The organism is Arsenicibacter sp. R0_47 (assembly GCF_057652235.1).
In genome coordinates this window covers 122,663-147,026 of record NZ_JBYFCJ010000014.1, presented here as the reverse complement: position 1 = coordinate 147,026, position 24,364 = coordinate 122,663, and the positions used below count along the sequence as shown (strand labels likewise).

General features: G+C 54.6%; 14 protein-coding genes and 1 pseudogene. 4 read left to right on the top strand and 11 right to left on the bottom strand.

The window, feature by feature from the left end:
• The first annotated feature begins 43 nt into the window (after nt 1-43).
• Together AC23NW_RS21270 and AC23NW_RS21265 are read left to right on the top strand one after the other, a co-directional pair.
• Nucleotides 44-1,204, top strand: a complete 1,161-nt coding sequence (locus AC23NW_RS21270) for a Gfo/Idh/MocA family protein (RefSeq protein ID WP_293833064.1) — start codon at nt 44-46, stop codon at nt 1,202-1,204.
• A gap of 138 nt (nt 1,205-1,342) precedes the next feature.
• The gene (locus AC23NW_RS21265) at nt 1,343-2,158 is read left to right on the top strand and encodes a ThuA domain-containing protein (protein WP_487451867.1); all 816 of its coding nucleotides are present in this window, start codon (nt 1,343-1,345) and stop codon (nt 2,156-2,158) included.
• A gap of 70 nt (nt 2,159-2,228) precedes the next feature.
• On the opposite strand, the gene AC23NW_RS21260 is transcribed toward AC23NW_RS21265, so the two are convergent.
• The 3 genes from AC23NW_RS21260 to AC23NW_RS21250 all read right to left on the bottom strand — a co-directional run bounded on the left by AC23NW_RS21260 (nt 2,229) and on the right by AC23NW_RS21250 (nt 8,044).
• Complete coding sequence (locus tag AC23NW_RS21260) at nt 2,229-4,007, bottom strand: RagB/SusD family nutrient uptake outer membrane protein (protein ID WP_487451865.1); 1,779 nt, start codon at nt 4,005-4,007, stop codon at nt 2,229-2,231.
• A gap of 32 nt (nt 4,008-4,039) precedes the next feature.
• The gene (locus AC23NW_RS21255; RefSeq protein WP_487451863.1) at nt 4,040-7,297 is read right to left on the bottom strand and encodes a SusC/RagA family TonB-linked outer membrane protein; all 3,258 of its coding nucleotides are present in this window, start codon (nt 7,295-7,297) and stop codon (nt 4,040-4,042) included.
• 72 nt (nt 7,298-7,369) lie between these two features.
• A complete protein-coding gene (locus AC23NW_RS21250; RefSeq protein ID WP_487451862.1) occupies nt 7,370-8,044 on the bottom strand; it encodes a DUF3826 domain-containing protein in 675 nt (224 codons plus the stop codon).
• 371 nt (nt 8,045-8,415) lie between these two features.
• Between AC23NW_RS21250 and AC23NW_RS21245 the strand changes: the two genes are divergently transcribed.
• Nucleotides 8,416-9,294 carry an AraC family transcriptional regulator gene (locus tag AC23NW_RS21245; protein WP_487451860.1) on the top strand — a complete coding sequence of 293 codons (879 nt, stop codon included), beginning with the start codon at nt 8,416-8,418 and terminating at the stop codon, nt 9,292-9,294.
• On the opposite strand, the gene AC23NW_RS21240 is transcribed toward AC23NW_RS21245, so the two are convergent.
• The 8 genes and pseudogenes from AC23NW_RS21240 to AC23NW_RS21205 all read right to left on the bottom strand — a co-directional run bounded on the left by AC23NW_RS21240 (nt 9,287) and on the right by AC23NW_RS21205 (nt 21,558).
• The gene (locus AC23NW_RS21240; RefSeq protein ID WP_487451859.1) at nt 9,287-10,216 is read right to left on the bottom strand and encodes a dihydrodipicolinate synthase family protein; all 930 of its coding nucleotides are present in this window, start codon (nt 10,214-10,216) and stop codon (nt 9,287-9,289) included. The two genes, AC23NW_RS21245 and AC23NW_RS21240, sit on opposite strands and share 8 nt — an antisense overlap.
• A gap of 26 nt (nt 10,217-10,242) precedes the next feature.
• Nucleotides 10,243-12,282 (bottom strand): aceric acid hydrolase, encoded by a 2,040-nt coding sequence (locus tag AC23NW_RS21235; RefSeq protein WP_487451857.1) that lies wholly within the window; start codon nt 12,280-12,282, stop codon nt 10,243-10,245.
• A gap of 155 nt (nt 12,283-12,437) precedes the next feature.
• Nucleotides 12,438-13,514 (bottom strand): winged helix DNA-binding domain-containing protein, encoded by a 1,077-nt coding sequence (locus tag AC23NW_RS21230; protein ID WP_487451855.1) that lies wholly within the window; start codon nt 13,512-13,514, stop codon nt 12,438-12,440.
• A 58-nt stretch (nt 13,515-13,572) separates the two neighbouring features.
• The gene (locus AC23NW_RS21225) at nt 13,573-15,603 is read right to left on the bottom strand and encodes a heavy metal translocating P-type ATPase (RefSeq protein ID WP_487451853.1); all 2,031 of its coding nucleotides are present in this window, start codon (nt 15,601-15,603) and stop codon (nt 13,573-13,575) included.
• Between the two features lie 43 nt (nt 15,604-15,646).
• A complete protein-coding gene (locus AC23NW_RS21220) occupies nt 15,647-16,906 on the bottom strand; it encodes an efflux RND transporter periplasmic adaptor subunit (RefSeq protein ID WP_487451852.1) in 1,260 nt (419 codons plus the stop codon).
• 59 nt (nt 16,907-16,965) lie between these two features.
• A pseudogene (locus tag AC23NW_RS21215) lies at nt 16,966-20,124 on the bottom strand (efflux RND transporter permease subunit); the annotation flags it as partial.
• 93 nt (nt 20,125-20,217) lie between these two features.
• The gene (locus AC23NW_RS21210) at nt 20,218-20,550 is read right to left on the bottom strand and encodes a DUF6660 family protein (protein WP_487451850.1); all 333 of its coding nucleotides are present in this window, start codon (nt 20,548-20,550) and stop codon (nt 20,218-20,220) included.
• A 60-nt stretch (nt 20,551-20,610) separates the two neighbouring features.
• On the bottom strand, nt 20,611-21,558 hold the full coding sequence (locus AC23NW_RS21205) for an ADP-ribosylglycohydrolase family protein (protein ID WP_487451848.1): 948 nt from the start codon (nt 21,556-21,558) through the stop codon (nt 20,611-20,613).
• A 184-nt stretch (nt 21,559-21,742) separates the two neighbouring features.
• Here AC23NW_RS21205 and AC23NW_RS21200 point away from each other — a divergent pair, with 184 nt between their 5' ends.
• On the top strand, nt 21,743-23,812 hold the full coding sequence (locus AC23NW_RS21200; protein ID WP_487451846.1) for a glycoside hydrolase family 97 protein: 2,070 nt from the start codon (nt 21,743-21,745) through the stop codon (nt 23,810-23,812).
• Nucleotides 23,813-24,364: the final 552 nt, after the last annotated feature.

The following is a 24,364-nucleotide window of genomic DNA, read 5'->3' as shown; positions in this document are numbered from 1 at the left end:
CAATCACTCAATCACTCAATCATTTAATCACTCAATCACTGTAATGGATAACCGTCGGAAGTTTTTAAAGGAATCAATGGCTACGGCAGCGAGTCTGGCCATGTACGGGGCGTTGCCGCAGCAGGCACTGAGTGCTCCGAAAATCAGTATTGAGCGGCCGGACGCCGGTTCGCTGGTGGCTCCGAAAGCCGGGCGCATTAAGTTTGCCGCCGTCGGACTGAATCACGGCCACATCTACGGCCAGGTTGAAGCCGTGATCCGGGGTGGCGGCGAGCTGGTTTCGTTTTATGCGAAGGAAGCCGACCTGGCCGACGCCTTTGCCAAACGCTACCCGAAAGCCAAACGCGCGGCCAGCGAAGACGAAGTACTCAATGATTCGTCGCTGCAACTGATCGTCAGCGCCGGTATTCCCGACGAGCGTGCGCCGCTGGGCATCCGTGTTATGAAAGCCGGTAAGGATTACCTGGTCGACAAACCCGGCATTACGACGCTGGACCAGCTGGCCGAGGTGCGCAAGGTGCAGAAAGCGACAAAGCGCATTTACTCGATCATGTACAGCGAACGGCTTGAAAATAAGGCTACCGTGAAGGCGGTCGAACTGGTCAAGGCCGGTGCCATTGGCAAGGTAATCCAGACGATCGGGCTGGGGCCCCACCGCATGAATCCGAAAACGCGGCCGGAGTGGTTTTTCGACAAAAAACGGTTTGGCGGCATCATCTGCGATATCGCCTCACACCAGTTTGACCAGTATCTGATGTTTACCGGCTCTACACAGGCCGAAGTGGTAGCCTCGCAGGTCGGTAATACGCACTATCCGCAGTACCCGAACTTCGAGGATTTCGGTGATGTGATGCTGCGCGGCAACGGCGGTATGGGTTATATCCGCGTCGACTGGTTTACCCCGGACGGACTTAAGACCTGGGGCGATGGCCGGTTGACGGTACTGGGCACCGACGGGTTTATCGAAATCCGGAAAAACATCGACATCGGCGGCCGTGAAGGTGGTAATCACCTGTTTATCACGGACCAAAAAGAAACGCGCTACATCGATTGTAAAGACGTTGACCTGCCGTTTGGCCGGTTGCTGGTCGATGACGTGCTGAACCGGACCGAAACCGCGATGTCGCAGGAACACTGCCTGCTGGCCACCGAACTGGCGCTGAAAGCCCAGAAAAACGCGCAGAAAATTCAGTTAAAAGCATAATTGCATTGCCACAAAGACGGGAAGACGCAAAGAGACACGAAGTCTTAAGCCCTTTTGTCTTTGTGGCTTTTTATTAGTCATACAGGCTTCGTGCTTCTTCTTTTCGTTGTGTCTTCGTGGCATAAACTCCTGATTCCCATGACCCGATTAACGCTCCTGCTCCTTACCCTCCTGTTGTTTCAACCCGCTTTCGCTCAGGTAAACTGGAAGAAAGTGCGGGTGCTGGTGTATACCAAAAACGGCAAAGGCTATGTCCATGACAATATCCCGTCGGCCGTTAAGGCGCTTCAGAAACTGGGCACTGACCACGGGTTTTCGGTCGATGTGTCGGACCAGCCCGCTGTGTTCACCGAAAGCAACCTGAAGCAATATACCCTGCTGGTTTTTCCCAGTACAAACAACGATGTCTTTGACACCGATACCCAGCGGCTAGCGTTCCGGCGGTATATCGAAGCAGGCGGCGGCTTCGTGGGTATCCACTCCGTAATGGGTACCGAACGGAACTGGACGTGGTTTAAACGCATGATTGGCGGCACATTTGTCTGGCACCCGAAGTTTCAGAAAATCCGGATTGAAGTACTCGACACGAAGCACCCGTCAACGCAGGGCATTCCGCAGTCGTGGGAAAAAGAAGATGAGTTTTACTTCACCAAAGAAATGTACCCGGGCCCGACCGTCATCATGGCCAACGACCTGACCTCACTAAACGGTGATGAGCCGGAGAAAGTTAAAGCGTTCGGCGGCACCTTTACGCATTTGTATCCGTCAGTCTGGTATTACAATTACGACGGCGGCTATACGTGGTGTACGACATTGGGACATGCCAAAACGGATTACGAAAACCCGATGTTTATGAAGCACATCTTCCAGGGCATTCAGTATGTGGCTGCGCAGGTAAAGAAAATTGATTTCAATAAGGCTTATGCCGACTCCCGCGATACGCCGCTCCGGTAAATACGCACAAAAAAGACCCCTGCTGCGAGCGCTGCAGGGGTCTAACGTTATGAATATACCAGAATCAAACTTATTTCAATGGGTCAAATGCACCGCCCCAGACACTGTTCTGCACCAGTTTAGGGTTGTTATCAATCGCCTGTAACGGAATCGGGAAGTAATAATATTCCGGCTTCCAGTTGATGGCGTATTTCGTATCCATCTGTTTCACAGTAATGGTAAAGTAGTTGGCGTACACATCGTCCAGCTTCAACCCGTCGCGGGTGGTGGCGAAGTCGGCAGGCACACCGGTTGTTTTCAGGTTGATCGTTACCCCCGACCGACGCTTGCCGTTCAGCACGCTTTCGATTTGTTTCCAGCGGCGCAGATCCCAGAAACGCTTCCCTTCAAACGCAAACTCAATCTGACGCTCGTACATGATGGCGTCGAACATTTCAGCGCGGGTCATGTTGGCTTTCAGGCCATACATACCGTCGGTACCGGCCTCGATACCAGCCCGTTTCCGGATGGCTTTCAGCTGCGTGTAGGCATCGTCCAGTTTACCGATACCGGTCGCCGATTCGGCAAGGTTCAGCAATACTTCGGCAAAACGAATCTCAATCCAGTCCGTACCCGAGTACTGCACCTGGCTGGCTTCCACGGTCGGATTAATGGCTTTACGGGTATAGAAACCGGTGTTGCTGGCGGTTGCCTCCACGGTTTTACCACCGGCATAGTATGTCCACAGCTTAAAGTTTGCATTACCATTCAGTGGCCATGTAGCACCGTTGTAGGCAATCGTTTTGTCGAAACGCGGATCACGGTTTTTATAGAACTGCTGATCGGCATAGGTGTATTTCGTAGATTCGCCCGGCTTCTTGCCATCCAGCATCGGATAGGCTTTTACCATTTCCCACGATGGCTGGTTTGATCCGCCACCCGTTCCGGTATACTTAGGCCGTGTTGCGTTATCATAGCCGTTATTTTTCTTTGCCTGATCACCGGTCGATGTGTTGAAACCCGTCACCATCACAGCCTCCGGATTGTTTTGCTCCTGGAACCACAACTGGTCGTATGAGCTGTGCAGGGCCGCACCGTTGGCCACCAGAATATCGTAGGCCTGTTTGTTGGCATCATAGGCTGCCTGCCACTTATCGGTTGCATCGCCGGGATTAAACTGTGGACTGGCGGCATACAGCAGTGCACGCCCTTTGAACGCCGCCGCCGCACCTTTGGTCAGCCGGCCCCAGTCAGTTGCCGGATTCGGCCACTTACCGGGCAGGTATTTGATCGCTGAATCCAGATCGGCCACCACCTGTTTGTAGTTCTCAGATGTCAGGTTACGCGGGATATAAGCGGCGTTACGTGCTTCGACACCAACCGCGTCCAGCGGGGTCAACACCAGCGGAACACCGCCATACAGTTTTACCAGTTCGAAATACCGCCAGGCGCGGAAGAAATACGCCTGTGCCAGCAAGCGGTTACGGGCCCCCGTCTGTATCGATCCGTTTTTCATGTCCTGAATAAACGAGTTGATGGTCCGGATCTTCCCGTAGCTGTTCGACGGACTCAGCGCCGTTCCGAAGTCGGTTACGTCGGCCGTTGTCAGCGTTCCTTCCAGATATTTGCTTTCGCCGTAGGATTCATCAGTAAAGCTGCTGCCGCCAATCCCGGAGATCATCGTTACCCCGCCCCAGGTTGGCAGGTTCTGGTCGTAGATATAGCTTAAGCTTAAAGAAGCCAGCGTTGAGTCCCGGAAAATCAGATCCGGGTCAGCTGAGGCAAGGTCTGTCTTATCGAGTATGTCCTGACAACCCGACAGCGCCAGCATTGAGCAAACCGCCGACAGAACGATATATTTCTTTTTCATGGTTTCTGAATTAATAACGTTTTACGGTGATCTTATAAACCAATGTTCAGACCGGCTGAGAATGACCGCAGTACAGGATATGCATCGTAACTGCCCGAATACGTTTTGTAGTCGTACGGATTATACAGGTTCAATGGGTTCGTAGCCACCAGGAATATCCGTGCATTGGTCAGGCCGAGGCGCTTGATCAGATTCGGCGACAGGTCATACGACAGGTTCGCGTTCCGGATAGACAACTGCGTTGAACTACGGAACCAGAAATCAGAATCCAGTTGGTTCTGGCCACGGTAGTACGGGCTGCCATACAGTGCATTCGGGTTTTCCGGTGTCCAGTGATCCGTCAGGAAAACAGGCAGGTTCGTAATTGCGTTTACCTGAGCACTATTGTTCCAGCCCCGGGCCACACTTTCAACCGAAGCCTGTCCGCCAAACGAACCACCCATCGTGAATGAGAAGCTCAGGCGCTTGTAGGTCGTTGAGAAGCTCAGACCAATACCATAGTGGTTGTCTTTCTTCTTCGTCAGCCACTCTTTATCTTCTTCGGTAATCTTGCCGTCCGGCGCACCGTAGGTAATTGATCCGTCAGGGTTAATTACTTTCAGACCGCGCACATCCTGGTAGTAGAGCATACCCAGTTTCGGAGCCGTACCTTCAATGGTATAGTTCGGATATTTGGCCAGGAGCGCGTCCAGGTCAGCCTGTGTCCGCAGCATACCGGCATACCGGTAGCCTAAAAAGCCCTGATCCGTTGAGTTTCCGTTTGGATCACGGTAAGTGCCGATCAAGCCTTTATCGGTATCGACTTTCAGCTGCTTGTTATCACTCCACGACAGGAAGCCATTGATCCGGTACGACCAGTCTTTTGTAATCCGGTTGCTCCAGCCCAGCGACAATTCTGTCCCGAATCCGTCTACCGACGCAAAGTTTTCGGACGGCAGGGTTGCGCCGATTACCAGTGGTACTGACGACGTTAGTGCGGTCAGCATGTTGTACCGGTGATCGTAGAAGGCATCCAGTCCTACCGACAGTCGATTATTAAGCAACTGGGCATCCAGCCCTACGTTGAACTTTGTATTATCATCCCAGCGGGCATTCGGGTTAGCCATGGCATTTTTCGTAGCAAAAACGATCGTACGATCCATATTACCACCAAATACAGCACCCTTACCCGTCTGCGCTACAGAGTAGCTCGACAGCCAGTTGTAGGCTTTTGTCGCATCACCACCCAGCATACCGATCGACGCCCGGATTTTTAACAGGTCAATAAACCGGACACGGCTGCGGAAGAACGGTTCTTCTGAAATTACCCAGCCGGCAGAAAGCGACGGGAAAGTGCCCCAGCGCTTATCCGGCGCAAAGTTGGTCGATGCATCGCGGCGGATTGAGAACTCAACCAGGTATTTGTTCGCATAGTTGTAGTTAACACGCCCTGCATAAGACAATGTCCCTGCCTCCGACTGTGTTTCACTTACCGTGTTCGTGCCCGTACCGAATCCCATGTTATCCAGACCACCGGCAATGATGCCTTCAATCATGGCCGCCGTACCGTCCGATGAGGTCTCTAACTGCTCGAAGAAGGCAATGGCCGAGATGGTATGCCGGCCGAACTGACGGTCGTAGTTCAGGTAGCCGTTCAACTGATACGAATCGGTATAGGACGGCGTAATCCGGATCCGATCACCGTTGTTCAGCGTTACGATACTTTTCACCCCGCCGCCATAGATATGCTTGTTGGTACCCGTCATGTTCATTTGGTACACATTGTATTTAGTACCATACTGCTTACCGAAGCTGTTATCCATTGTCTTATTGTACAACAACCGCGCCCGTAATCCTTTCACAAACGGCACTTCATAGTCCAGATTCAGGTTTACGTTCAGGCCGGTGTTACGGGTAGTCGTGTAATTACCTGACCGCTGAACCTCGAAGAAGTGGAAGTTTTCGTTGGATGAACCCGTTGATGCGGTTGTCAGTACCGGCAGTCCATCAACGTAGGCAGGTTTAAACTGAGCTGTATACAGCAAACTCTGCATATCTTTTTCCACATTTTCCGTCCCCTGCTTCAGAAAATACATCTGCTTGTTATACAAGTCGCCGGCAATGGTCATACCGGCTTTCAGGCCTTTTGCTACCCGCACATCCGCGCTGGCCCGGAACGTCCATTTGTTCGCATCGATATTATCAAAGTTCGCATCCTGCTTGTTATAGGAGATACCGGCGAAATAGGTCGCACGCTCTGTACCACCGCTTACGTTTAACGCATGACGGGTCACAGATGAGGGCTTCCACGCCGTTTTCAGCCAGTCGGTATTATTGGCCTTAAAGTAATCCAGCTCGTCCTGCGTATAGATCGACGCATCCGTAGGCGTTTTACCACCGGCAAAGTTGTAATCGTTTGTATAGGTGGCCAGTTGGTAGCCGTTCATCATTTTCGGCAGCATGGCCGCATCCGATGTACCGTATGAGGCGCTGTAGCTGATTTTCGGCGCCCCTATCTTACCGCGCTTCGTCTGCACGACAACCACGCCCTGGTTAGACCGCGCTCCGTAAATGGCCGCCGCCGCATCTTTCAATACCGAGATGGCTTCAACTTCCGACACGTCGAGGAGGTTAAAATCTTCTTCTGTCCGGACAACGTTGTCGATTACGTACAACGGCCGCAGCGTACCGCCGTCTTTCGACAGAATGATCGGGTTACGGACCGTAATCTGGGCATTATCGCCGGGACGGCTTGTTCCGCCCGACACCCCGACGCCCGGCAGCTGCGACACCAGCGCGGCCGACAAGCTACCGACCGGCAGGTCCTGAATATTTTTCATATCAACCGTTGCCACGGCACCGGTCAGGCTGATTTTTTTCTGAGTACCATAGCCGACCACGACAACTTCGTTGATCGATGCTACGTCGTCGTCCAGCTGGATAACCAGTACAGACTGTCCCCCAACAGGAACTTCTTTGGATTTAAACCCTACCGAGCTGATGACCAGAATTTCGTTACCCGTCGGCACGTCCAGTTTGAAAGTCCCTTTTGCGTCGGTTACCGTACCGGACTTCGTACCTTTCACGAGGATATTGGCTCCCGGTACGGGTACACCCTGTGCATCCCTGATGGTACCCGTTATCGAAACGGCGGCTGCGCTTGTCCGGGATTTCACCCGCAGGGAAGCCGCAGGCTGTTCCTTTTTCTCTGCATACGCTCCGCCCACCACAAACAGGGATAGTACGAGCGAAGTGCAGGCCATCCGGGCTCTCATGACTGAGCCTACATGAGCAGGTAAAGAAAACTTCATAGTTGTCGGCAGTTTGTGTTTCCCGGCGGGAAACAAGGTTGGTTGATACTATTAGAAAGGCTGGCGGGCCTGTTAGTCGTGTTTCGTTGCCGTTTCGGCGGCTTTGATGCGGGCTTCCCACTCCTGACCGGCCTTTTTCATGTCGATACCGGCGGCCGAGAGGTAGTTATTGATCTTACCTTTATACTTCCCGAACCAGGCATGCTTTTTATCCGACGATCCGGCGTCCATGGCATGCTCGCGGGCTTCGGTTAATAAAGCCAGAATATGGCTTTTCTGTGCGTCGGTCAGGTCGGGCAGCATGTCCTGATAGCCCTTATAGGTAAGGGGCAATACGCCGTAGGTCATTCCGTCTTTGACCTGCTCAATCTGAACCGGCGATAAACGCGCACCAAGTTGGGTGAGGTAGCTGCTGTGCTGCCGGCTCAACTGCTGATCCAGCGTTTCGTCCAGCCGCTTCAGGTTACTGTCCAGCTGCTCCTTGTCTGATGCATACGTTTCCTTCACGTTTTTCTGCGCGGCTTTGTGTGCATCATGCAGGGTGTTCAGCGCACGGTACTGACCGACGATGACTTGTTTAACTGCCTTGTACGTCGCAGAATCACCGATTCCTAAGGTGGCGACAATTTTATTCGAGCGGGAATCAAGCACTTTTGCGTAGGCCGCTTCCTTCTCAGCATCGGTTGTCTGAGCCGAAACGGTAAGGGCCAACAGGCAAAAAATAAGCAACAGACAGGATTTCTTCACCGTTAAACACTATTTTTCTACAATACAGTACAAATTTCAACTTATTAGAACCGAGATTAATACAAGTTTTTATCAATTTATTATAGGAAATTACCATAGCCGTCATTTAGATTATTATATTTGTACTACTCCGGGCCTTTAGATTCATATTTAATGTCTTCCGGTAATCATAACGGTCCAGACCCGCAAGACACCGACAATACTTACTGAAAATCAACAACTTGCCAATATTCACTCTTTATTGCCACTGTAAATCCGCATTAAAAGTGAGTATATTTCAGGTAAAATGTATGAATTTTGACAGCCGGAATTGATTTTACACACTTGTACAAGATAATAGAATCGAGTCTGTCTTTTACCCCTAAGCCAGTATGAAGCCCTTATTCCGTAAATTAACCGTTAAGCATGAAAGCTCATTTACGGTGCGACACGATGCGTTGCCGCACTTTAAAAACATCTGGCATTACCACCCCGAGCTGGAGCTGCATTACATTCTGAAGGGAGAAGGCGTCCGGTTTATCGGTGATAAGATCAGCAACTTTTCACACGGGGAAATTGTGCTGGTCGGCGAGAATCTACCGCATACCTGGCGAAGTGCCGATGCGTATTTTCAGGGGAATCCGGACCTGAATGTGGAGGTGATTGTGATTCAGTTTCTGCCCAACTGTCTGGGCGAGGACATGCTGAAACTACCCGAAGCCTACCTGATTCCGAAATTATTTGAGAAGGCCAAAAGCGGTATGGTCATTACCGGTGAAACACGGGACAAACTGGCCGCACTCATGAGCGCCTCCCTAACGGCAACCAACCTCGACCGCATCATTCTGCTGCTGTCGATCCTGAAAACGCTGGCCGAAACCGATGACTACAGCACAATCGTTACGGGACAGCACGTTTTTTACCAATCCAACGAAGCCGATACTATCCGGCTCAACAAGGTGTGCAACTACACACTGTCGAACTACAAAAAAGACATTACGCTCGAAGAAATTTCGTCGATCAGCAACCTGAGTGTCACCTCGTTCTGCCGGTATTTTAAACTCATGACCAACAAGTCGTATTATGACTTTCTGATTGAGATCCGGATCAGCCACGCGTGCCGGGCGCTCGTGGAAACAAAAACCCCAACGGAGGTCATTTGCTTCGAGTGCGGGTTTAACAACGTCTCGAACTTTTACCGGCACTTTAAAAAAGTTACCGGTCTGACCCCGTTGGAGTATAAACGGAAATACCTCAATAAAATTAAATAGCCAGTTCCAGCTGAATGCTTTCCTTCAGGGCGTTGAAATCAAGCAGCAGCTGATCAACACGGGCCTGAACAGCAGGCGTAAACGTACCCACGTCGCGGCGGGTATAGGTCGATAACGCAAAACCGCGCTGTTGCAGGAAATACTTTGATACGGTCGGATACACGTCGTGAATCACGTCCATGCTGTCGATCATAAACTGCTGCACACGGGCCACTTCCCCGCTCAGCCCTTCCTGATCGTAATGGTCGCATAGCCACACAATCAGCTCCGGAAAGAAATTGCCCTGAATGCACGATAAACCGGCGGCCCCTGCTTTCAGCGACTCCACGGCATGCACCATATAGGCATCATACAACCCGAATGCCGGATTCTTCGCCAGCGCCAGTTTCTCACGGATCAGACTGATATCCAGACAGGTATCCTTATGGTAAATCACCCGCCCTGTATCCACAAACTGACCCAGCTGGCGCGGGGTAATCAGGCGTTTATACGGTACGGGACATTCATAGAAGCCAACCGGCACATCCCCGGTCTGATCGAGTAACTGAAAAACGTTGTCTTCAAAAACGGCATCCGTATCCTGCTGCGCGGCCAGTAAGCCCGTTATCAGGATCACGGCATCGACACCCAGATCAGCCACTTTGCGGACAAATTCAGCCTGTTGGGCAATGGGGCCGCCAAAGGTTCCCGTGGCCACCACCGGTACCTGCCCGCCCGACACCGACAACACATGCCGGATGATCTGCAGCCGCTCCGCTTCGGTCAGTTCGAACATCTCACTCGACAAACAATTGGCAAACAAGCCGGCCGAGCCCGACTCCAGATAGAATTCGGTCAGGGCGGTCAGCGCCTTATAGTCGATGGCCCCGTCCTCGTGGAAGGGTGTAAGCATTACCGGAATAAATCCTTTCGTTGCATTCATAACAGTTCTTGGTTAGGCCGGAGCGATCAGCGTACGAGCGGAATCCAGACTTCCATTTCCGATTTACCACGGTTCGCCCACGCAAAGTACGGGATCAGGCGAACCTGCGTTTGGGCAGGTGCACCGGCAGCTACTTCACGGTACAATTGGTTACTCCAGTCCGTTTTAGTCAATACGGCAGCAGTGCCCGTTAAGGCCATCAGCGGTGTTTGATTGATCGTCATTGGCTGCGGTTTTAATCCGGATTTCAGCGATAAAGCCAGATCACGGACTTTTACCGCCGGATTATCGACCGATTCGAGGCAGTAGACCACAGGGCCACGCTTTACCGCTACCTGATTGCGGGTTTCTTCCACAAGCGGATTCGATTCGAGCAGGGCCACCGGCATCGGCAGGTCCAGGTCTACCCGGTCGCCTGCCTTCCAGCTCCGGTGGATGGCAAAATATTCGCCCGCTTTTATCGCACCAGCCACCGCTGTACCATTGACTTTGACCGCCGCGCCCCTGCACCATCCCGGAATCCGGACAAATACGCCGAACTGACCGGCCGGAACCTTATCAATCCGTATCGTGATTTGTCCATCCCACGGGTAATTGGTTTCCTGCCGCAAGCTCAGCGATTCGCCGTTGGCCAGCGTCGTATTCAGTGTATTGGCTCCGTAGAGATTCAGCCAGACGCCCTGGTCGGACAGGCTGTACGCGTAATTGCTTACCTCGGCAATGGTCCGCACGGTATTCGGCGGGCAACAGTTCGAGAGCCGGATGTAGGGCTGACGCCCGCCCATCCAGCGCAGAGTATACGGATAATTGTCGGAAGCGCTCAGCGGATTGGTATAGAAATAACGGGTTCCGTCCAGACTGACGCCCGATAAAATGCTGTTGTACAAGGCCAGTTCCATCACATCGGCGTAGCGGGCCTGTCCCGTAATCTGGAGCATGCGGTAGTTCCAGAGCAGGCTGCCGATGTTGGCGCAGGTTTCGTTATGGGCCGAATGGTTCGGCAGCTGATAGGCCTTGCCGTAGGCCTGATGCACTTTCTGCACCGTATCGGGCTTATACGACGTGCCCTCCGGCGACACCCCATCGTACAGGGCACCACATCCGCCGGTTACGTACATTTTGCGGTTCACAACGTCGTCCCACATCAGGTCGAGGGTGGACAACAACGTGCTGTCGCCCGTTTCGGCAAAGACATCGGCCGCCCCCGCAAACAGGTAGTTGGCCCGTACGGCGTGGCCGATCACCTTTTTCATCTGCCGGAACGGAACGCGGTCGGAGTTATCGTCAGTGCCGTCGGTCAGGCCCCGGATGTCAATCAGCTTCTGCGCCAACGCAAGATATTTCGGGTCGCGGGTGGTCCGGTACATTTCGGTAATACCCATGTAGTGCGACGGGCAGATGGCATTCCGCGCCTGCTCCGGCGACGCCGTGTTGTAAAAACCAATCAGGAAATCGGTGGCCTTGCGGGCAATCTCGAGCAGGGTCGTTTTTCCGGTTGCCCGGTAATGGACGCAGGCAGCCGTCATCAGGTGTCCGAAGTTATACGCCTCAAAGCTGAGCTTATCATCGAACATCTTCTTATCTCCCGTTTTCTTTTGCTGGATAATGGCTTTGGTGTAGATATAGCCATCCGGGGCCTGCGCCTTACCGATTACGGCAATGGCCCGATCCATTTCTTTCTCAATGTTCGGGTCTTTGGTGAGCGCATACATACCCGCCATCGACTCCAGGGTTTTGTAGAAATCGCCGTCGTGGAACGAAGGGCCCTTAAAGTTACCGCTTTCCAGACCGGCAGCTATCTCAAAATTCCGGAACGAATGGCTGATTGTCGGGCTGGTGTAGGTATTCCAGAGTTGCGGCACCATCGAGTCGCGGCATACGCGGAAACGATCGGCCCAGAAGCCGGTTGTCCAGCTAACCTGCTGCATATCAACGCCCCGCAGCCGGACATATTTACTCTGTGATGCATTAACCAGCGCTTTGGTCTGTGCACCGGCCGGCAGCACTACCAGCGCTGAAACGCACCCTTGTGCCAGGAAACGAAAAAAACGGGATCCGAAAGACATGGGAATACAAATAGCATAAAACCCAAAATTAATGGTAATAAACCCCTACCACGTATGCTATTTTCCCCGAAGATTATAGGATGTTATCTTAAAATTAGTTTCAGGCTTTAACCTTCCAGGAAGTTAAAAACTTCCTGGAAGGTTAAAGCCGTCTGTTATTTAAACCGGACCGGCAACTGCCAGTACGCACTGTAAGGCGTACTATGCTCCTGAATCTGACGGATCAGGTCTTCTGATTGTGCAGTAAAAAATGAATGCTCCAGCTGAACATGCTCAGGCTTAACCGCCCGCTTCCAGACACCAATTACTTGGCCGTCAACGACGATGATGGGCCAGAAAATGCCGTTGCCGGTCATTGCCTGTCTGGCATGGTTCAGGTCTATGGACGCCGAACGGTCGGTGTAGCTGACCATGAACTCGTCAAAGGCGGGCAGAAAATGAACAAGCTGACCGGCTAATGACTGTTTATCAAGGCCTTCGGGACTCATCCAGTAAACGATATCCCCGATAGTCCGTGACGCCAGGGCGGCTCCTGCCAGCTGTATGGCTTTGCGGGCATCGGTCACGCCCAGCCCTGACCACCACACGAAATCACGGAGCGAAGCCGGTCCGTGGCTGGTAAAATACCGCGCCGCCAGTTCGCCGAGGGCTTCGTCACGGTCCAGCCGCTTCACTACCGGTACGCGCTCCCGCAACAGCCCGTATGTCTGGACTTTACCACGGCGCGGCCCGTTGCAGACCAGCCCGTTCAGCTCAGCCCAGAACATGATGTTTGCCGACCGGAGATCGTTGGTCGGAACACCCGCCTGTTGCAGCAGCGTCCTGATTTCCTCGCGCGTCAGGTACTGTTGCCCGTCGAGGGCGTGCTCAATGATGCTGCCGCTTTTCTGTAGAACGGGTTCATCCAGTTCCTGCCTGCGCAGGTACCCGGCCAGCGCCCGTTTGACATGCGGCGCCGTCAGGTCGAGCATCCAGTAAATATCTTCGGCCGCGACAAAATGCCAGGTTGGCCGCAGGATGTGCGTCCGGACAATGTCGCCCCGGTTGAGCGCGGCCTCAATCTGTGCCTCGGTGCTGCCGGGTAGCCGAACTCCGATGCCCCATTTAGCCATGTCATAATCCTGCGCCTGCATGGCTCCCATCCAGCGTACTACATCAGAAGCGGATGTCCGGCCGGACGCTGTCAGTTGCTGGCTGTGCAGCCGCTGTATGGCAATGGGGTTTGGGTTCATGTCTGAAAATCAGCGAACTCCCCGGAAGTTTTGAACTTCCGGGGAGTTTAGAAAGCCTTTATTTTTTATACGCCAGCAGCCGCAGCGCATTGAACACCACGACCAGCGTTGAGCCCTCATGAGCAATGACCGCCGGACCAATCCGCGCAATGCCCAGAATCGTCAGCGGAATCAGGATCACCACCATGCCCAGACTGATAATCAGATTTTGCTTAATAATCTGACGCGCCGACCGGCTCAGGCCAATGGCAAACGGCAGTTTGTCTAATTGATCCCCCATCAGCGCAATGTCGGCGGTTTCCAGGGCCACATCCGATCCGGCGGCCCCCATCGCTATGCCGACGGTACTTTTCGCCATCGCAGGCGCATCGTTTACACCATCGCCGATCATGGCGACCTTCCCTTCCTGCTGCCGCAGTTCGGTTACCGCCTGTACCTTGGCTTCGGGCAGCAAATCACCGAAAGCGTCCGTCAACCCGACTTCGGTGGCAATGGCAGTGGCAACCCGCTGGTTATCGCCCGTGAGCATCACCATCCGGCGGATACCGGCCTGTTTCAGGGCCGTCAGCGTTGCTTTTGCTTCGGGGCGGGGCGTATCCATCACTCCCAGCATACCCACAAATACATCGCCTTTCCGGACGATCATGGCGGTATACCCGTCTGCTTCCAGTGCATCAGCCTTTTGGCGTACCTCACCGGTCAGTGTCTGCTGCTCGTCAAACAGGGCTTTATTTCCGATAAAAACGGGTTCATTGTTTACCTCGGCCTGTACGCCACGGCCGGTCAGTGCCTTCAGGTTCACGGCTTCCGGCAAGGGATGAGTACCCAATCGCTCCATACTTCCCTTCACAATGGCCGCCGCCAGCGGGTGATCGCTCAGCCCCTCGACCGCCGCCGCCAGCGCCAGCAGCGTAATTTCATCGCCGGACAAGGGGACCACTTTCTGCAACGTCGGTTTGCCCTGCGTGAGGGTGCCGGTTTTATCGAAGGCCAGAGCAGTAAGCTCCCCCAGGTCTTCCAGCGGGCGGCCACCCTTGATGAGCACACCGTCGCGGGCAGCACGGGCCACGCCGCTCAGCACGGCTGAGGGTGTCGCAATGGCCAGCGCACACGGACTGGCAGCCACCAGCACCGACATGGCCCGGTAAAAACTGACCGAAAACGGTTCGTCAATCACCAGAAAAGCGAAACAAAGGGCAACCACCAGAATGAGCACGGCCGGCACAAACCACTTTTCGAAGCGATCCGTAAACTGCTGCGTCGGTGACTGCTGCGATTCGGCTTCATTTACCAGCTTAATCAGCCGCGACAAGGTTGAGTCGCCGGCGGCTTTTGTGACATATACCTCAAGTACCGACGTGCCGTTGATGGTCCCGGCAAAAACGCGGTTTTCGGGCTTTGCCTTGTTCCAGTCCATTTGTCCCTCCGGAACCGGCTGCTTATCGACCGGCACGCTTTCGCCGGTAATCGGCGCCTGATTAACGGAACCGGTCCCGTTGATAACCACCCCGTCAGCGGCAATTTTGCTGTTTGGTTTCACCACGATCACATCGCCCGCCTGCAAGGTACCGGCATCCACCTCGGTTGTCGTGCCGTTGCGCCGGACCGTGGCCGTTTTAGCGCTCAGATCGGCAAGGGCCGCAATCGACTTACGGGCCCGGTTCATGGCATAATGTTCCAGCGCGTGGCCAATGCTGAACAAGGCCAGCAGCAACGCTCCTTCGGCCCACTCACCCAGCGCTCCGGCCCCTGCTGCGGCCACCAGCATCAGAAAATCAATCTCAAATTTGCCCTGCCGGATGGCTTCAACCGCTTCCTTCGCTGTGAAAAACCCGCCGAAAAAGTAGGCCAGTCCATACAGTGCCAGACTGACCCAGGCCGGTATGCCGCCGGCAACTGAAAGGCCGAAACCAATAGCCAGACTTAGCGCACATAAACCGGCAAAAATCAATTCGGTATTGGGTCCGAAAATACCGCCGTGCTCATGGGTATGGCCATGATCGTGGTTGTGGTCATGATCGTACTCTTCGTGATCATGGTCTGTCGGCGTATCTTTTTCACCGGATTTATTCGTTCTATTACTATTCATAAACCGTTGTTATTAAATCATGTATGGTACCACCCGGTACGGATTAATGCGCGTGGCCCTCTTCTTCGCCGCCTGCGGCTTTGAGCATTGACAGGAGTGTATAGGCGCCTTTGAGGACCACCCGCGTTTTGCGCACGTCAATGGCGGCGGGCAGAATAACCTGCGAAAAACCGCTTTCGGTAACGCCCCGGCGAACGGGTACGCGCCGGAACGTCTGATGCGCTTCGTCGTGTTCGTCGTGTTCCTCATGCTTTCCGGCCGATTCCTCATGTTCATGCGCATGGGCCTCCGGCATTTTCTCATCCGTGGCGATAAAAATGTACTCTTTGCCTTCCAGCGACACAATCGCTTCTTCGGGCAAGGCCGTTACGCGGCTGTTGCCAAGATCAAGCGTTGCTTTCAGGAACGTATTGGGCATTAACCGGCCATCCTGCTGATCAAGCCGGGCCACGATGCGGGCTGCCCGATGCTCGTCTACCACCGGATTAATGTACGTTATCTGCCCTGTCCGCTCACGGCCGTTTTCGTTTGCCAGTTGCATACGAATCCGCTGCCCTTCGCGCAGTGCCGGCACATCTTTTTCGAAAACCGTCAGTTCGGCATACAGCCCGTCACGGCTCAGTACCTGTGCTATAACATCGGCAGGCTGAACGTGTTGGCCAGCTGTGACTAAAACTGACGTAACCGCCCCCGAAGCCGGCGCTACCACTGCATAGACCGCGCTGAACTTCCCCTGCAACACCTGCTGCACCGATAAGCCAACCAGCTGAATCCGCTGGCCAAGCCCCGTTACCGTTGCTTTGGTTGCCTGCAAATCGGCCCGTGTCTGCTGCAACACCTTCATGGCGCTCACATTTTCCCTGCTGAGCTCCTGCTGACGGGCATATTCGGCCTCCAGATAGGTCAGGCGGCTGTGGTTTTCGGCGTACTCCTGCTGTAACTGAATCAGGTCCGGGTTTTCAATCAAGGCCAGCACCTGTCCTTTGCGTACAGGCTGCCCCGGCAGCAGGGCTATCCGGCGCACAAAACCACCCTGAAGCGCAGAAATCGTCAGCTGACTCTGGGGCGGCACAGCCAGCCGGCCGTTGACCTGTAGCAGCTGCCCCAGGCTACGGTAGCTGACAGCCCCCAGTTCGACCCCGCCGATATGCTGCTGATCGGCTGTCATCGCCACCAGATCGGCGGGAGCCTGTTTGTGTTCCGCCGGTTCTCCGGCAGTGTGCCCTTGTTCTGTTTTCTGGTCAGACTGGCAACCCGGGCAGATCAGCAGCCCGGCCAGCATTACATACAGTATATATTTCATGATTGGATAGTCGTTTCAGAGGTTGGGGATTCGGATGTTCCGGTTGATTGCTCCCACCAGTACAGGCAGGGTAATACCAGCAGTGTCAGGAGCGTAGCCGAGATCAGGCCGCCGATGACGACGGTCGCCAGCGGACGCTGTACTTCGGCACCGGCGGTTGTTGCCAGCGCCATGGGCAGAAAACCCAGCGAGGCGACGAGTGCCGTCATCAGAACGGGGCGCAGCCGGTTGGCCGTCCCTTGCAGGATCCGTTCGGTAAGGGTCAGATCCGTATTGGCTTTCAGGTGGTTGAATTCCCCCATCAGCACAATACCATTCAGTACAGCGACCCCGAACAAGGCAATAAAGCCGACCCCTGCTGAAATACTGAAGGGCATGTCCCGGACCCACAAGGCCGCCACACCACCGATGGCCGCCAGCGGAATCGACGTAAAAATCAGCAGGCTTTGCCGCACCGAGCGGAATGTCAGAAAGAGCAGCAGAAAGATCAGCCCGAGCGCTACCGGTACGGCTACACTCAGCCGGTCTTTGGCTTCCTGTAAATTCTGAAACTGCCCTCCGTAGGTCACGTAATACCCGGCAGGTAACGTCAGCTGACCGGCGATTTTCTGCTGTAGTTCGGTCACCACGCTTTCGACATCGCGCCCCCGCACGTTGAACGCTACCGTAATCCGCCGTTTGGCATCGTCGCGCTGTACCTGATTGATGCTGTTCTGAAACGACACCTGTGCAATCTGACTCAACGGAATTGCCTGTCCGTCAACGGTTGTGATCAGCAGATTCTGAACATCTTCCAGACGTTGCCTGTTTTTTTCCTGCAACCGCACCACCAGATCAAACCGGCGTTCGCCCTCATATACCTGCCCCGCCGGAGCGCCCGCAAAAGCCGCCTGCAAATACCGGTTGGCTTCCTCAATCGACAGGTCGAACCGGGCCAGTGCATCACGGTCGAACCTGACAACAATCTGCGGCAGGCCCGACACCTGTTCAACGTAGAGGTCAGTAGCTCCCTCAACGGTTCCGGCAATCCGGCCGATGCGGGCGGCATAGTCGGCCAGCGTAGTCAGGTCTTCGCCGTAGAGTTTAACGGCAATATCCTGCTTCACGCCCGAAATCAGCTCGCTGAACCGCATCTGAATGGGTTGCAGAAAGCCAAAGCTCACACCCGGCACCTGCTTTAATTTTGCCGCCATTTTTTCCATCAGCTCTTCGCGGCTACCGGCCGAGGTCCACTCGCTCCGGTCCTTCAGAATCACCATCAGGTCGGTGGCTTCAATCGGCATCGGATCGGTCGGGATTTCGCCTGCCCCGGTCTTGCCGATGGTTTCAATCACTTCCGGAAAGTGTTCGGTCAGCACGCGGCCCGCTTTCAGTGACGCATCACTCGACTGCGCCAGCGACGAACCGGTCATCACCCGCGTTTCGACGGCAAAATCGCCTTCGTCCAGTTGCGGGATAAACTCGCCTCCCAACCGGCTGAACACGAAGAGCGCGCCTGCCAGCAGTCCGGCGGCAAGCGTGGCCACCAGGTTCCGATGCCCGAGCGCCCACCGGATCACCGGTTCATACAGACGATGAAAAAAGTCCATTATCCGGTCAGAAACGGTCTTTTTATCCGGTTCCCGGCCCAGCAGCAGTGCAGAGAGCATGGGCACGTATGTCAGCGACAGCACAAATGCCCCGAAAATAGCAAAGGCCACCGTCTGGGCCATCGGGCGGAACATTTTTCCTTCAATGCCCACCAGCGCCAGCAACGGCAGATAGACAATCAGAATAATGATCTCACCAAACGCCGCCGACGACCGTATCCGGCTCGCCGCGTGATAGACGTCTTCGTCTATTTCAGAAGGACTCAATGAGTGATTGAGCGAATGAGTGATTGAGTGATCCCTGACCACGCCTTGCGTAGCCAGCTCTTTCACTCTTTCTTCCTTTCGCCGTACGACGGCCCGGTCTTTCAAGTGATGGAGTGTGGCTTCGACGATGATGACGGCGCCGTCGACGATGAGGCCGAAGTCGATGGCACCGAGGCTCATGAGGTTGCCGGAGACGCCGAAAACGTTCATCAGCGAGACGGCAAACAGCATGGCCAGCGGAATCACCGAAGCCACAATCAGACCCGCCCGCCAGTTGCCCAGCATCAGCACCAGCACAAAGACCACAATCAAAGCGCCTTCAATGAGGTTCCGCCCAACGGTACCGATGGCGCGGTTGACGAGTTTGGTACGATCCAGAAACGCATGAATCTCAACGCCTTCGGGCAGGGATTTACGGATCTGGGCAATCCGGGCCTTGACATTGCCGATCACCTCCGACGAGTTTTCGCCTTTGAGCATCATCACAATAGCCCCGACAACTTCGCCGTCGCCGTTCCGTGTCATAGCGCCGTACCGGATGGCGTGGCCGAACTGTACCTGCGCCACATCCCGGACATGGACCGGCATGCCGCCGGGGGTTCGTTTAACAACAATTTTGCCGATGTCATCCAGCGATTTAATCAACCCCTCCGACCGGATAAACCACGCATTCGGACGCCGGTCGATATAAGCCCCGCCCGCATTCTGATTGTTTTTTGAGAGGGCCGTAAAGAGTTCGTCCATCGATACACCCGCCGAGCGAAGCCGCTGCGGATCAACGGCCACCTCGTATTGTTTCAGCAGACCGCCAAAGCTGCTGACATCCGCCACGCCTTTGGTCCCCAGCAATTGCCGGCGGACAATCCAGTCCTGAATGGAACGGAGTTCCATGGGCGTGTACTGTTTTTCGTAGCCGGGTTTTGCCTTGAGGACATACTGGTAAATTTCACCAAGACCCGTCGTTACCGGCGATAATTCAGGCATACCGGCCTGCTCCGGAATCTGCGAACGCACCTGTTGTACCCGTTCAAACACCTGCTGACGGGCAAAATACACATCAACGTCATCGTCAAAAACAATGGTTACGACCGACAGCCCGAAGCGGGAAATCGACCGTACTTCGACTAGGTCCGGCAACGTCGCCATTGCCTGTTCGACCGGAAAACTAATCAGCCGTTCGACATCGAGTGCCGAAAGAGCCGGACTTTGGGTGATTACCTGCACCTGATTATTCGTAATATCAGGCAGGGCGTCAATCGGTAAGCGGGAAAGTGAATAACTCCCCCAGATCACCAGCGCCAGCGTAAGTACCCCGATAATGAGCTTATTCTGAATGGAATAGCGGATGACAGCATCCAGCATGATGGGAATGGGCTAAGATAACGAATGAGACACACGCCCGTTTGAGCCGTAACCGGTCTGGTTACGGATTTGTATGGGCACACTAATCCTGTCTTAGCTGATTTTGGGTGGTTGCCAGAGGGATAAGGCAACATCCGGGAGCGCCGCAGTGCCCGTAACCGGCACTTGATGAACCGGAGCAGCGGGCGGCATGCAGGTAAAGGCAAATAAGGTCAGCGGGAGAATGATTGTTCCGCAGCACGCACAGGTACACAGGGGCGAACAAAGGTCACCGGCCGCCTGATGCTGGTCATGGTCGTGCCCGTCGGGCATAATCTGCGCAGGCAGGCTGGCAGATACCTTTACATGCAATGCCCCGTCGGCGCAGGGGAGCACCGAAAGCATCAGCAAATAAAGTCCCATCAACAGGCAGCCTACCGGTTTCATGGCGCAAAGGTAACGTCTGCGGATGTGCAACCGGTAGTCAAAAAGGAAAACGTCATTGATTTAACCCAACCTTGCCTGCATGCGGTCCGCCAGCTCGTCGATGTCGTTTTTCCGGGCCAGCTGCGCAACCCATTCCGGCGGGATAGTAGCAAACCCATACAGTAGCCCGGCAAGTCCGCCCGTGACGGCTCCCGTAGTATCCGTATCGAAGCCCAGATTGACCGCCTTCAAGGTTGCCTCTCGATAGGAAGTTGTTGTCAACAAACACCAGATGCTGGCTTCAAGGGTATGAATCACATAACCGCTGCTAAAAATATCAGCCTCCGGTTGCTGCTCAATGTCGCCTTTCAACAACCGGTCGAGCATGGCGATTTCTTTGGGATTTATGGAAAGGGACTGAAAAAAGGGCGGCAATGCTGTTTGCAGCGTCCGGTAAGCCGTAAACCTGTCGTTGCCTTTCAGCAGTAAGCGGGCGTGTTCGAGGTAGTAAAAGCAGGCAATCACCGACCGGATATGCGCATGGGTGATGGAAGACACCTGCTTTGTAAGCCGGAAACGCGCTTCGGCCGGCATTTCGGCAATGTAGAAGAGCAGCGGCAAAATCCGCATCAGCGACCCGTTACCGTTTGAGTCTACGCTCATGCCACCCGCCAGCTCAGGCTGCACCCCATTGGCCAGCCGGTCAATTGCCTGACGGGTAGCAATCCCGATGTCGAACACCTCGTTGTGGGCAGTCCAGTAATTGCGCTGCACCCAATCGACAAAATACTGCGCGACGCGGTCAAGGGTAAAGTCGCCGGTCAAGGCCTCTGCCAGACAGAAGGTCATGGTGCTGTCGTCCGAAAATGTGCCGGGCGGCTGGTTATAAGTGCCATATCCCATCATGTCGAGCACGGGTGTCCGCCAGATAGCGTCGCGGCTTTTAAACTCGACCGGAACACCTAACGCATCGCCGATGGCGACGCCGAATAGTACATCTTTGTATGGATTTCGTGGTTCAGTCTGCATGTGCGGCTTCGTTGGATTAGCGGCAAGTTAGGCAAGACAGAACGATCCTCAAGTAGCTGCCTCCGTCAATCCTATCGTACCGGCCCCTTTTACACGAAAAAAGAGAACCGGTTTCCTGTCAGCCGGTTCTCCATTCTCCGCAAATCCGTTATCTTTCAGCCGATTCTCTTAACCTATCTTATCGATGAAACGAATTTTATGGATAGCCTGCCTGCTGCTCAGCCTGCAGAGCCACGCACAGCGTACGGCCGTGATCTCATCGCCCGACCGCACATTCCGCCTTACCGTAGCGGCCAGCGCGCAGGGCCAGCTCACGTATCAGCTTACGTACAAAAATAAACCCGTCATTCAGCCATCAACACTTGGCTTTACGTTCAGTAAACCGGCCATGACACTGTCCCGGTTTTCGGTTGTCAGCATCGATTCGTCCCGCCACGATGAAACCTGGAAACCCGTCTGGGGCGAAGTCAGTCAGATCAGGGACCACCACCACGAGCTGGCCGTTACGGTCCGGACGCAGACTGCCACACCGGTTGACGTGCTGGTGCGGTTCCGCCTGTTCAACGACGGCCTTGGTTTCCGGTATGAATTCCCGAAACAGGCCAACCTGAGCCACTTTGTCGTGGCCGATGAACTAACGCAGTTTTCCCTCACCGGCGATCACAAAACGTTCTGGATTCCGGGCGATTACGATACCAATGAATACCTGTACAACACAACGCCTATCAGCCGGATTGACGCGCTGACGGCAGCGCGGAAAGAAAAAGACATTGCCTTGCAGTCGCTCGCGGGACCGGATGTTATCCAGACACCGTTACTGATGCAAACGGCGCAGGGTGTCTGGATCAGCCTCCACGAAGCCGCTTTACTGAATTATCCGGTGATGCAGTTGAAAGTCGACAAGAAAAATTACCGCCTGCAATCCACGCTGGTGCCGGATGTAATCGGGAATAAGGCATATCTACAGACACCCGCCCAAACGCCGTGGCGGACTCTGGTCATCAGCGACAAGGCGGCCGACCTGCTGGCCTCGAAACTGATCCTGAACCTGAATGCGCCGCCCGCGTTCAGCGATGTTTCCTGGATCAAACCCCAGAAGTTTATCGGTGTCTGGTGGGAGATGCATACCGGCAAGGGTACGTGGGAGAAGGCAGGCGGCAAACACGCGGCAAACACCCAGAACGTAAAAAAATACATTGATTTTGCGGCGAAAAACGGCTTCGACGGGCTATTGGTCGAAGGCTGGAATCAGGGCTGGGAAGACTGGTTCGGTAACTGGAAGGAAAACGTCTTCGACTTTGTCTCGCCCTACGATGACTACAACATGGACGAGCTGACGGCCTATGCACAGCGGCAGGGCATCCGGCTGATTATGCACCACGAAACGTCGGGGTCAGTCACCAACTACGAACGGCGCATGGACCGGGCCTATCAGTACATGGTCGACAAAGGCATCAAAACGGTCAAAACGGGCTATGTCGGGCGCATCATTCCGCGCGGCGAGCACCACGACGGGCAGTGGATGGTCAATCATTACCAGTGGGTAGCGGCCAAAACGGCGGAGTATAAACTGATGGTTTCCAGCCACGAATCAGCCCGGCCAACGGGCCTGCACCGGACATACCCCAACTGGCTGGCCAGTGAAGCGGCCCGCGGGAATGAGTTCAATAATGCGCCTACCCTCGGGCTGGTGCCGGAGCACGAAACGATTCTGCCGTTTACGCGCCTGATGGGTGGGCCGATGGATTACACCCCGGGCTTTTTCCGGTTCAAACTCAATCAGTTTGAGCCGACGCGTAAACAGGAAATCCGGACAACCCTCGCTAAGCAGCTAGCCGATTACGTAACGATGTACAGTCCGCTGCAAATGGCCGGCGATCTGCCCGAGAACTACGAACCACACCTGGATGCGCTTCAGTTTATCCGCGATGTGCCGGTTGACTGGGACGATACGCGTATTCTGGCCGCTGAGCCAGGCGATTATGTCACGATTGCGCGGAAGGCCAAAGGCAAGCCCAACTGGTTTATCGGCGCCGTCACCGACGAAAACAGCCGGACGCAAACGGTAGCCCTCAGCTTTCTGGAGCCGGACCAGTCCTACGACGCCACGATTTACCGCGACGCCGACAATGCCGACTGGAAGACGAATCCGGCGGCTTATGTAGTAGAGAAGATGACGGTCACCAGCCAGACAACGCTCACCCTCAAGCTAGCCAAAGGCGGCGGCTGCGCCATCAGCATCATGAAGCGCTAAAGGGCGCCGGTTTCGTACCTACGGCACGAACGGGATACCGCCCCATGCGGTCATACGGTTTCTACCGACACCGACACCGACATCTACCGACGCTGCGCTGTTTGGTCCCTGACGGGACGAAAAAACGCAGAGGCCCAAACCAACAGCTCCGTAGGAGCGCAACAGCGCAGCGTCGGTAGATGTCGGCAGATGTCAGAAGAAACCCCAAACCAACAGCTCCGTAGGAGCGCAACAGCGTAGCGTCGGTAGATATCGGCAGATGTCAGATGTCAGCAGAAACCCCGAACGACCACCCTGAACCAACAGCTCCGTAGGAGCGTATACCAAATCGTAGCCGGTTTCGTACCTACGGCACGAACGGGATCCCCCCCATACGGTCATACGGTTTCTACCGACACCGACATCTACCGACGCTGCGCTGTTTGGTCCCTGACGGGACAGGAAAGGATAGTTAACCGGTGCGGCCCAAAACAGTGGTGGCGCGCCTTTGAGTCGGGCCCCCCCAACCCCCAATCCACAACACCCCCAACCCGACCCCCAAGAAACCCCCCC

Excerpts from the sequence above, each read along its gene's own strand:
- AC23NW_RS21255 (WP_487451863.1), bottom strand. The coding sequence starts at position 7,297 with ATGAAGTTTTCTTTACCTGCTCATGTAGGCTCAGTCATGAGAGCCCGG.
- AC23NW_RS21225 (WP_487451853.1), bottom strand. The coding sequence starts at position 15,603 with ATGAATAGTAATAGAACGAATAAATCCGGTGAAAAAGATACGCCGACA.
- AC23NW_RS21200 (WP_487451846.1), top strand. The coding sequence starts at position 21,743 with ATGAAACGAATTTTATGGATAGCCTGCCTGCTGCTCAGCCTGCAGAGC.
- AC23NW_RS21205 (WP_487451848.1), bottom strand. The coding sequence starts at position 21,558 with ATGCAGACTGAACCACGAAATCCATACAAAGATGTACTATTCGGCGTC.
- AC23NW_RS21260 (WP_487451865.1), bottom strand. The coding sequence starts at position 4,007 with ATGAAAAAGAAATATATCGTTCTGTCGGCGGTTTGCTCAATGCTGGCG.
- AC23NW_RS21245 (WP_487451860.1), top strand. The coding sequence starts at position 8,416 with ATGAAGCCCTTATTCCGTAAATTAACCGTTAAGCATGAAAGCTCATTT.
- AC23NW_RS21220 (WP_487451852.1), bottom strand. The coding sequence starts at position 16,906 with ATGAAATATATACTGTATGTAATGCTGGCCGGGCTGCTGATCTGCCCG.
- AC23NW_RS21265 (WP_487451867.1), top strand. The coding sequence starts at position 1,343 with ATGACCCGATTAACGCTCCTGCTCCTTACCCTCCTGTTGTTTCAACCC.
- AC23NW_RS21270 (WP_293833064.1), top strand. The coding sequence starts at position 44 with ATGGATAACCGTCGGAAGTTTTTAAAGGAATCAATGGCTACGGCAGCG.
- AC23NW_RS21230 (WP_487451855.1), bottom strand. The coding sequence starts at position 13,514 with ATGAACCCAAACCCCATTGCCATACAGCGGCTGCACAGCCAGCAACTG.
- AC23NW_RS21210 (WP_487451850.1), bottom strand. The coding sequence starts at position 20,550 with ATGAAACCGGTAGGCTGCCTGTTGATGGGACTTTATTTGCTGATGCTT.
- AC23NW_RS21240 (WP_487451859.1), bottom strand. The coding sequence starts at position 10,216 with ATGAATGCAACGAAAGGATTTATTCCGGTAATGCTTACACCCTTCCAC.
- AC23NW_RS21235 (WP_487451857.1), bottom strand. The coding sequence starts at position 12,282 with ATGTCTTTCGGATCCCGTTTTTTTCGTTTCCTGGCACAAGGGTGCGTT.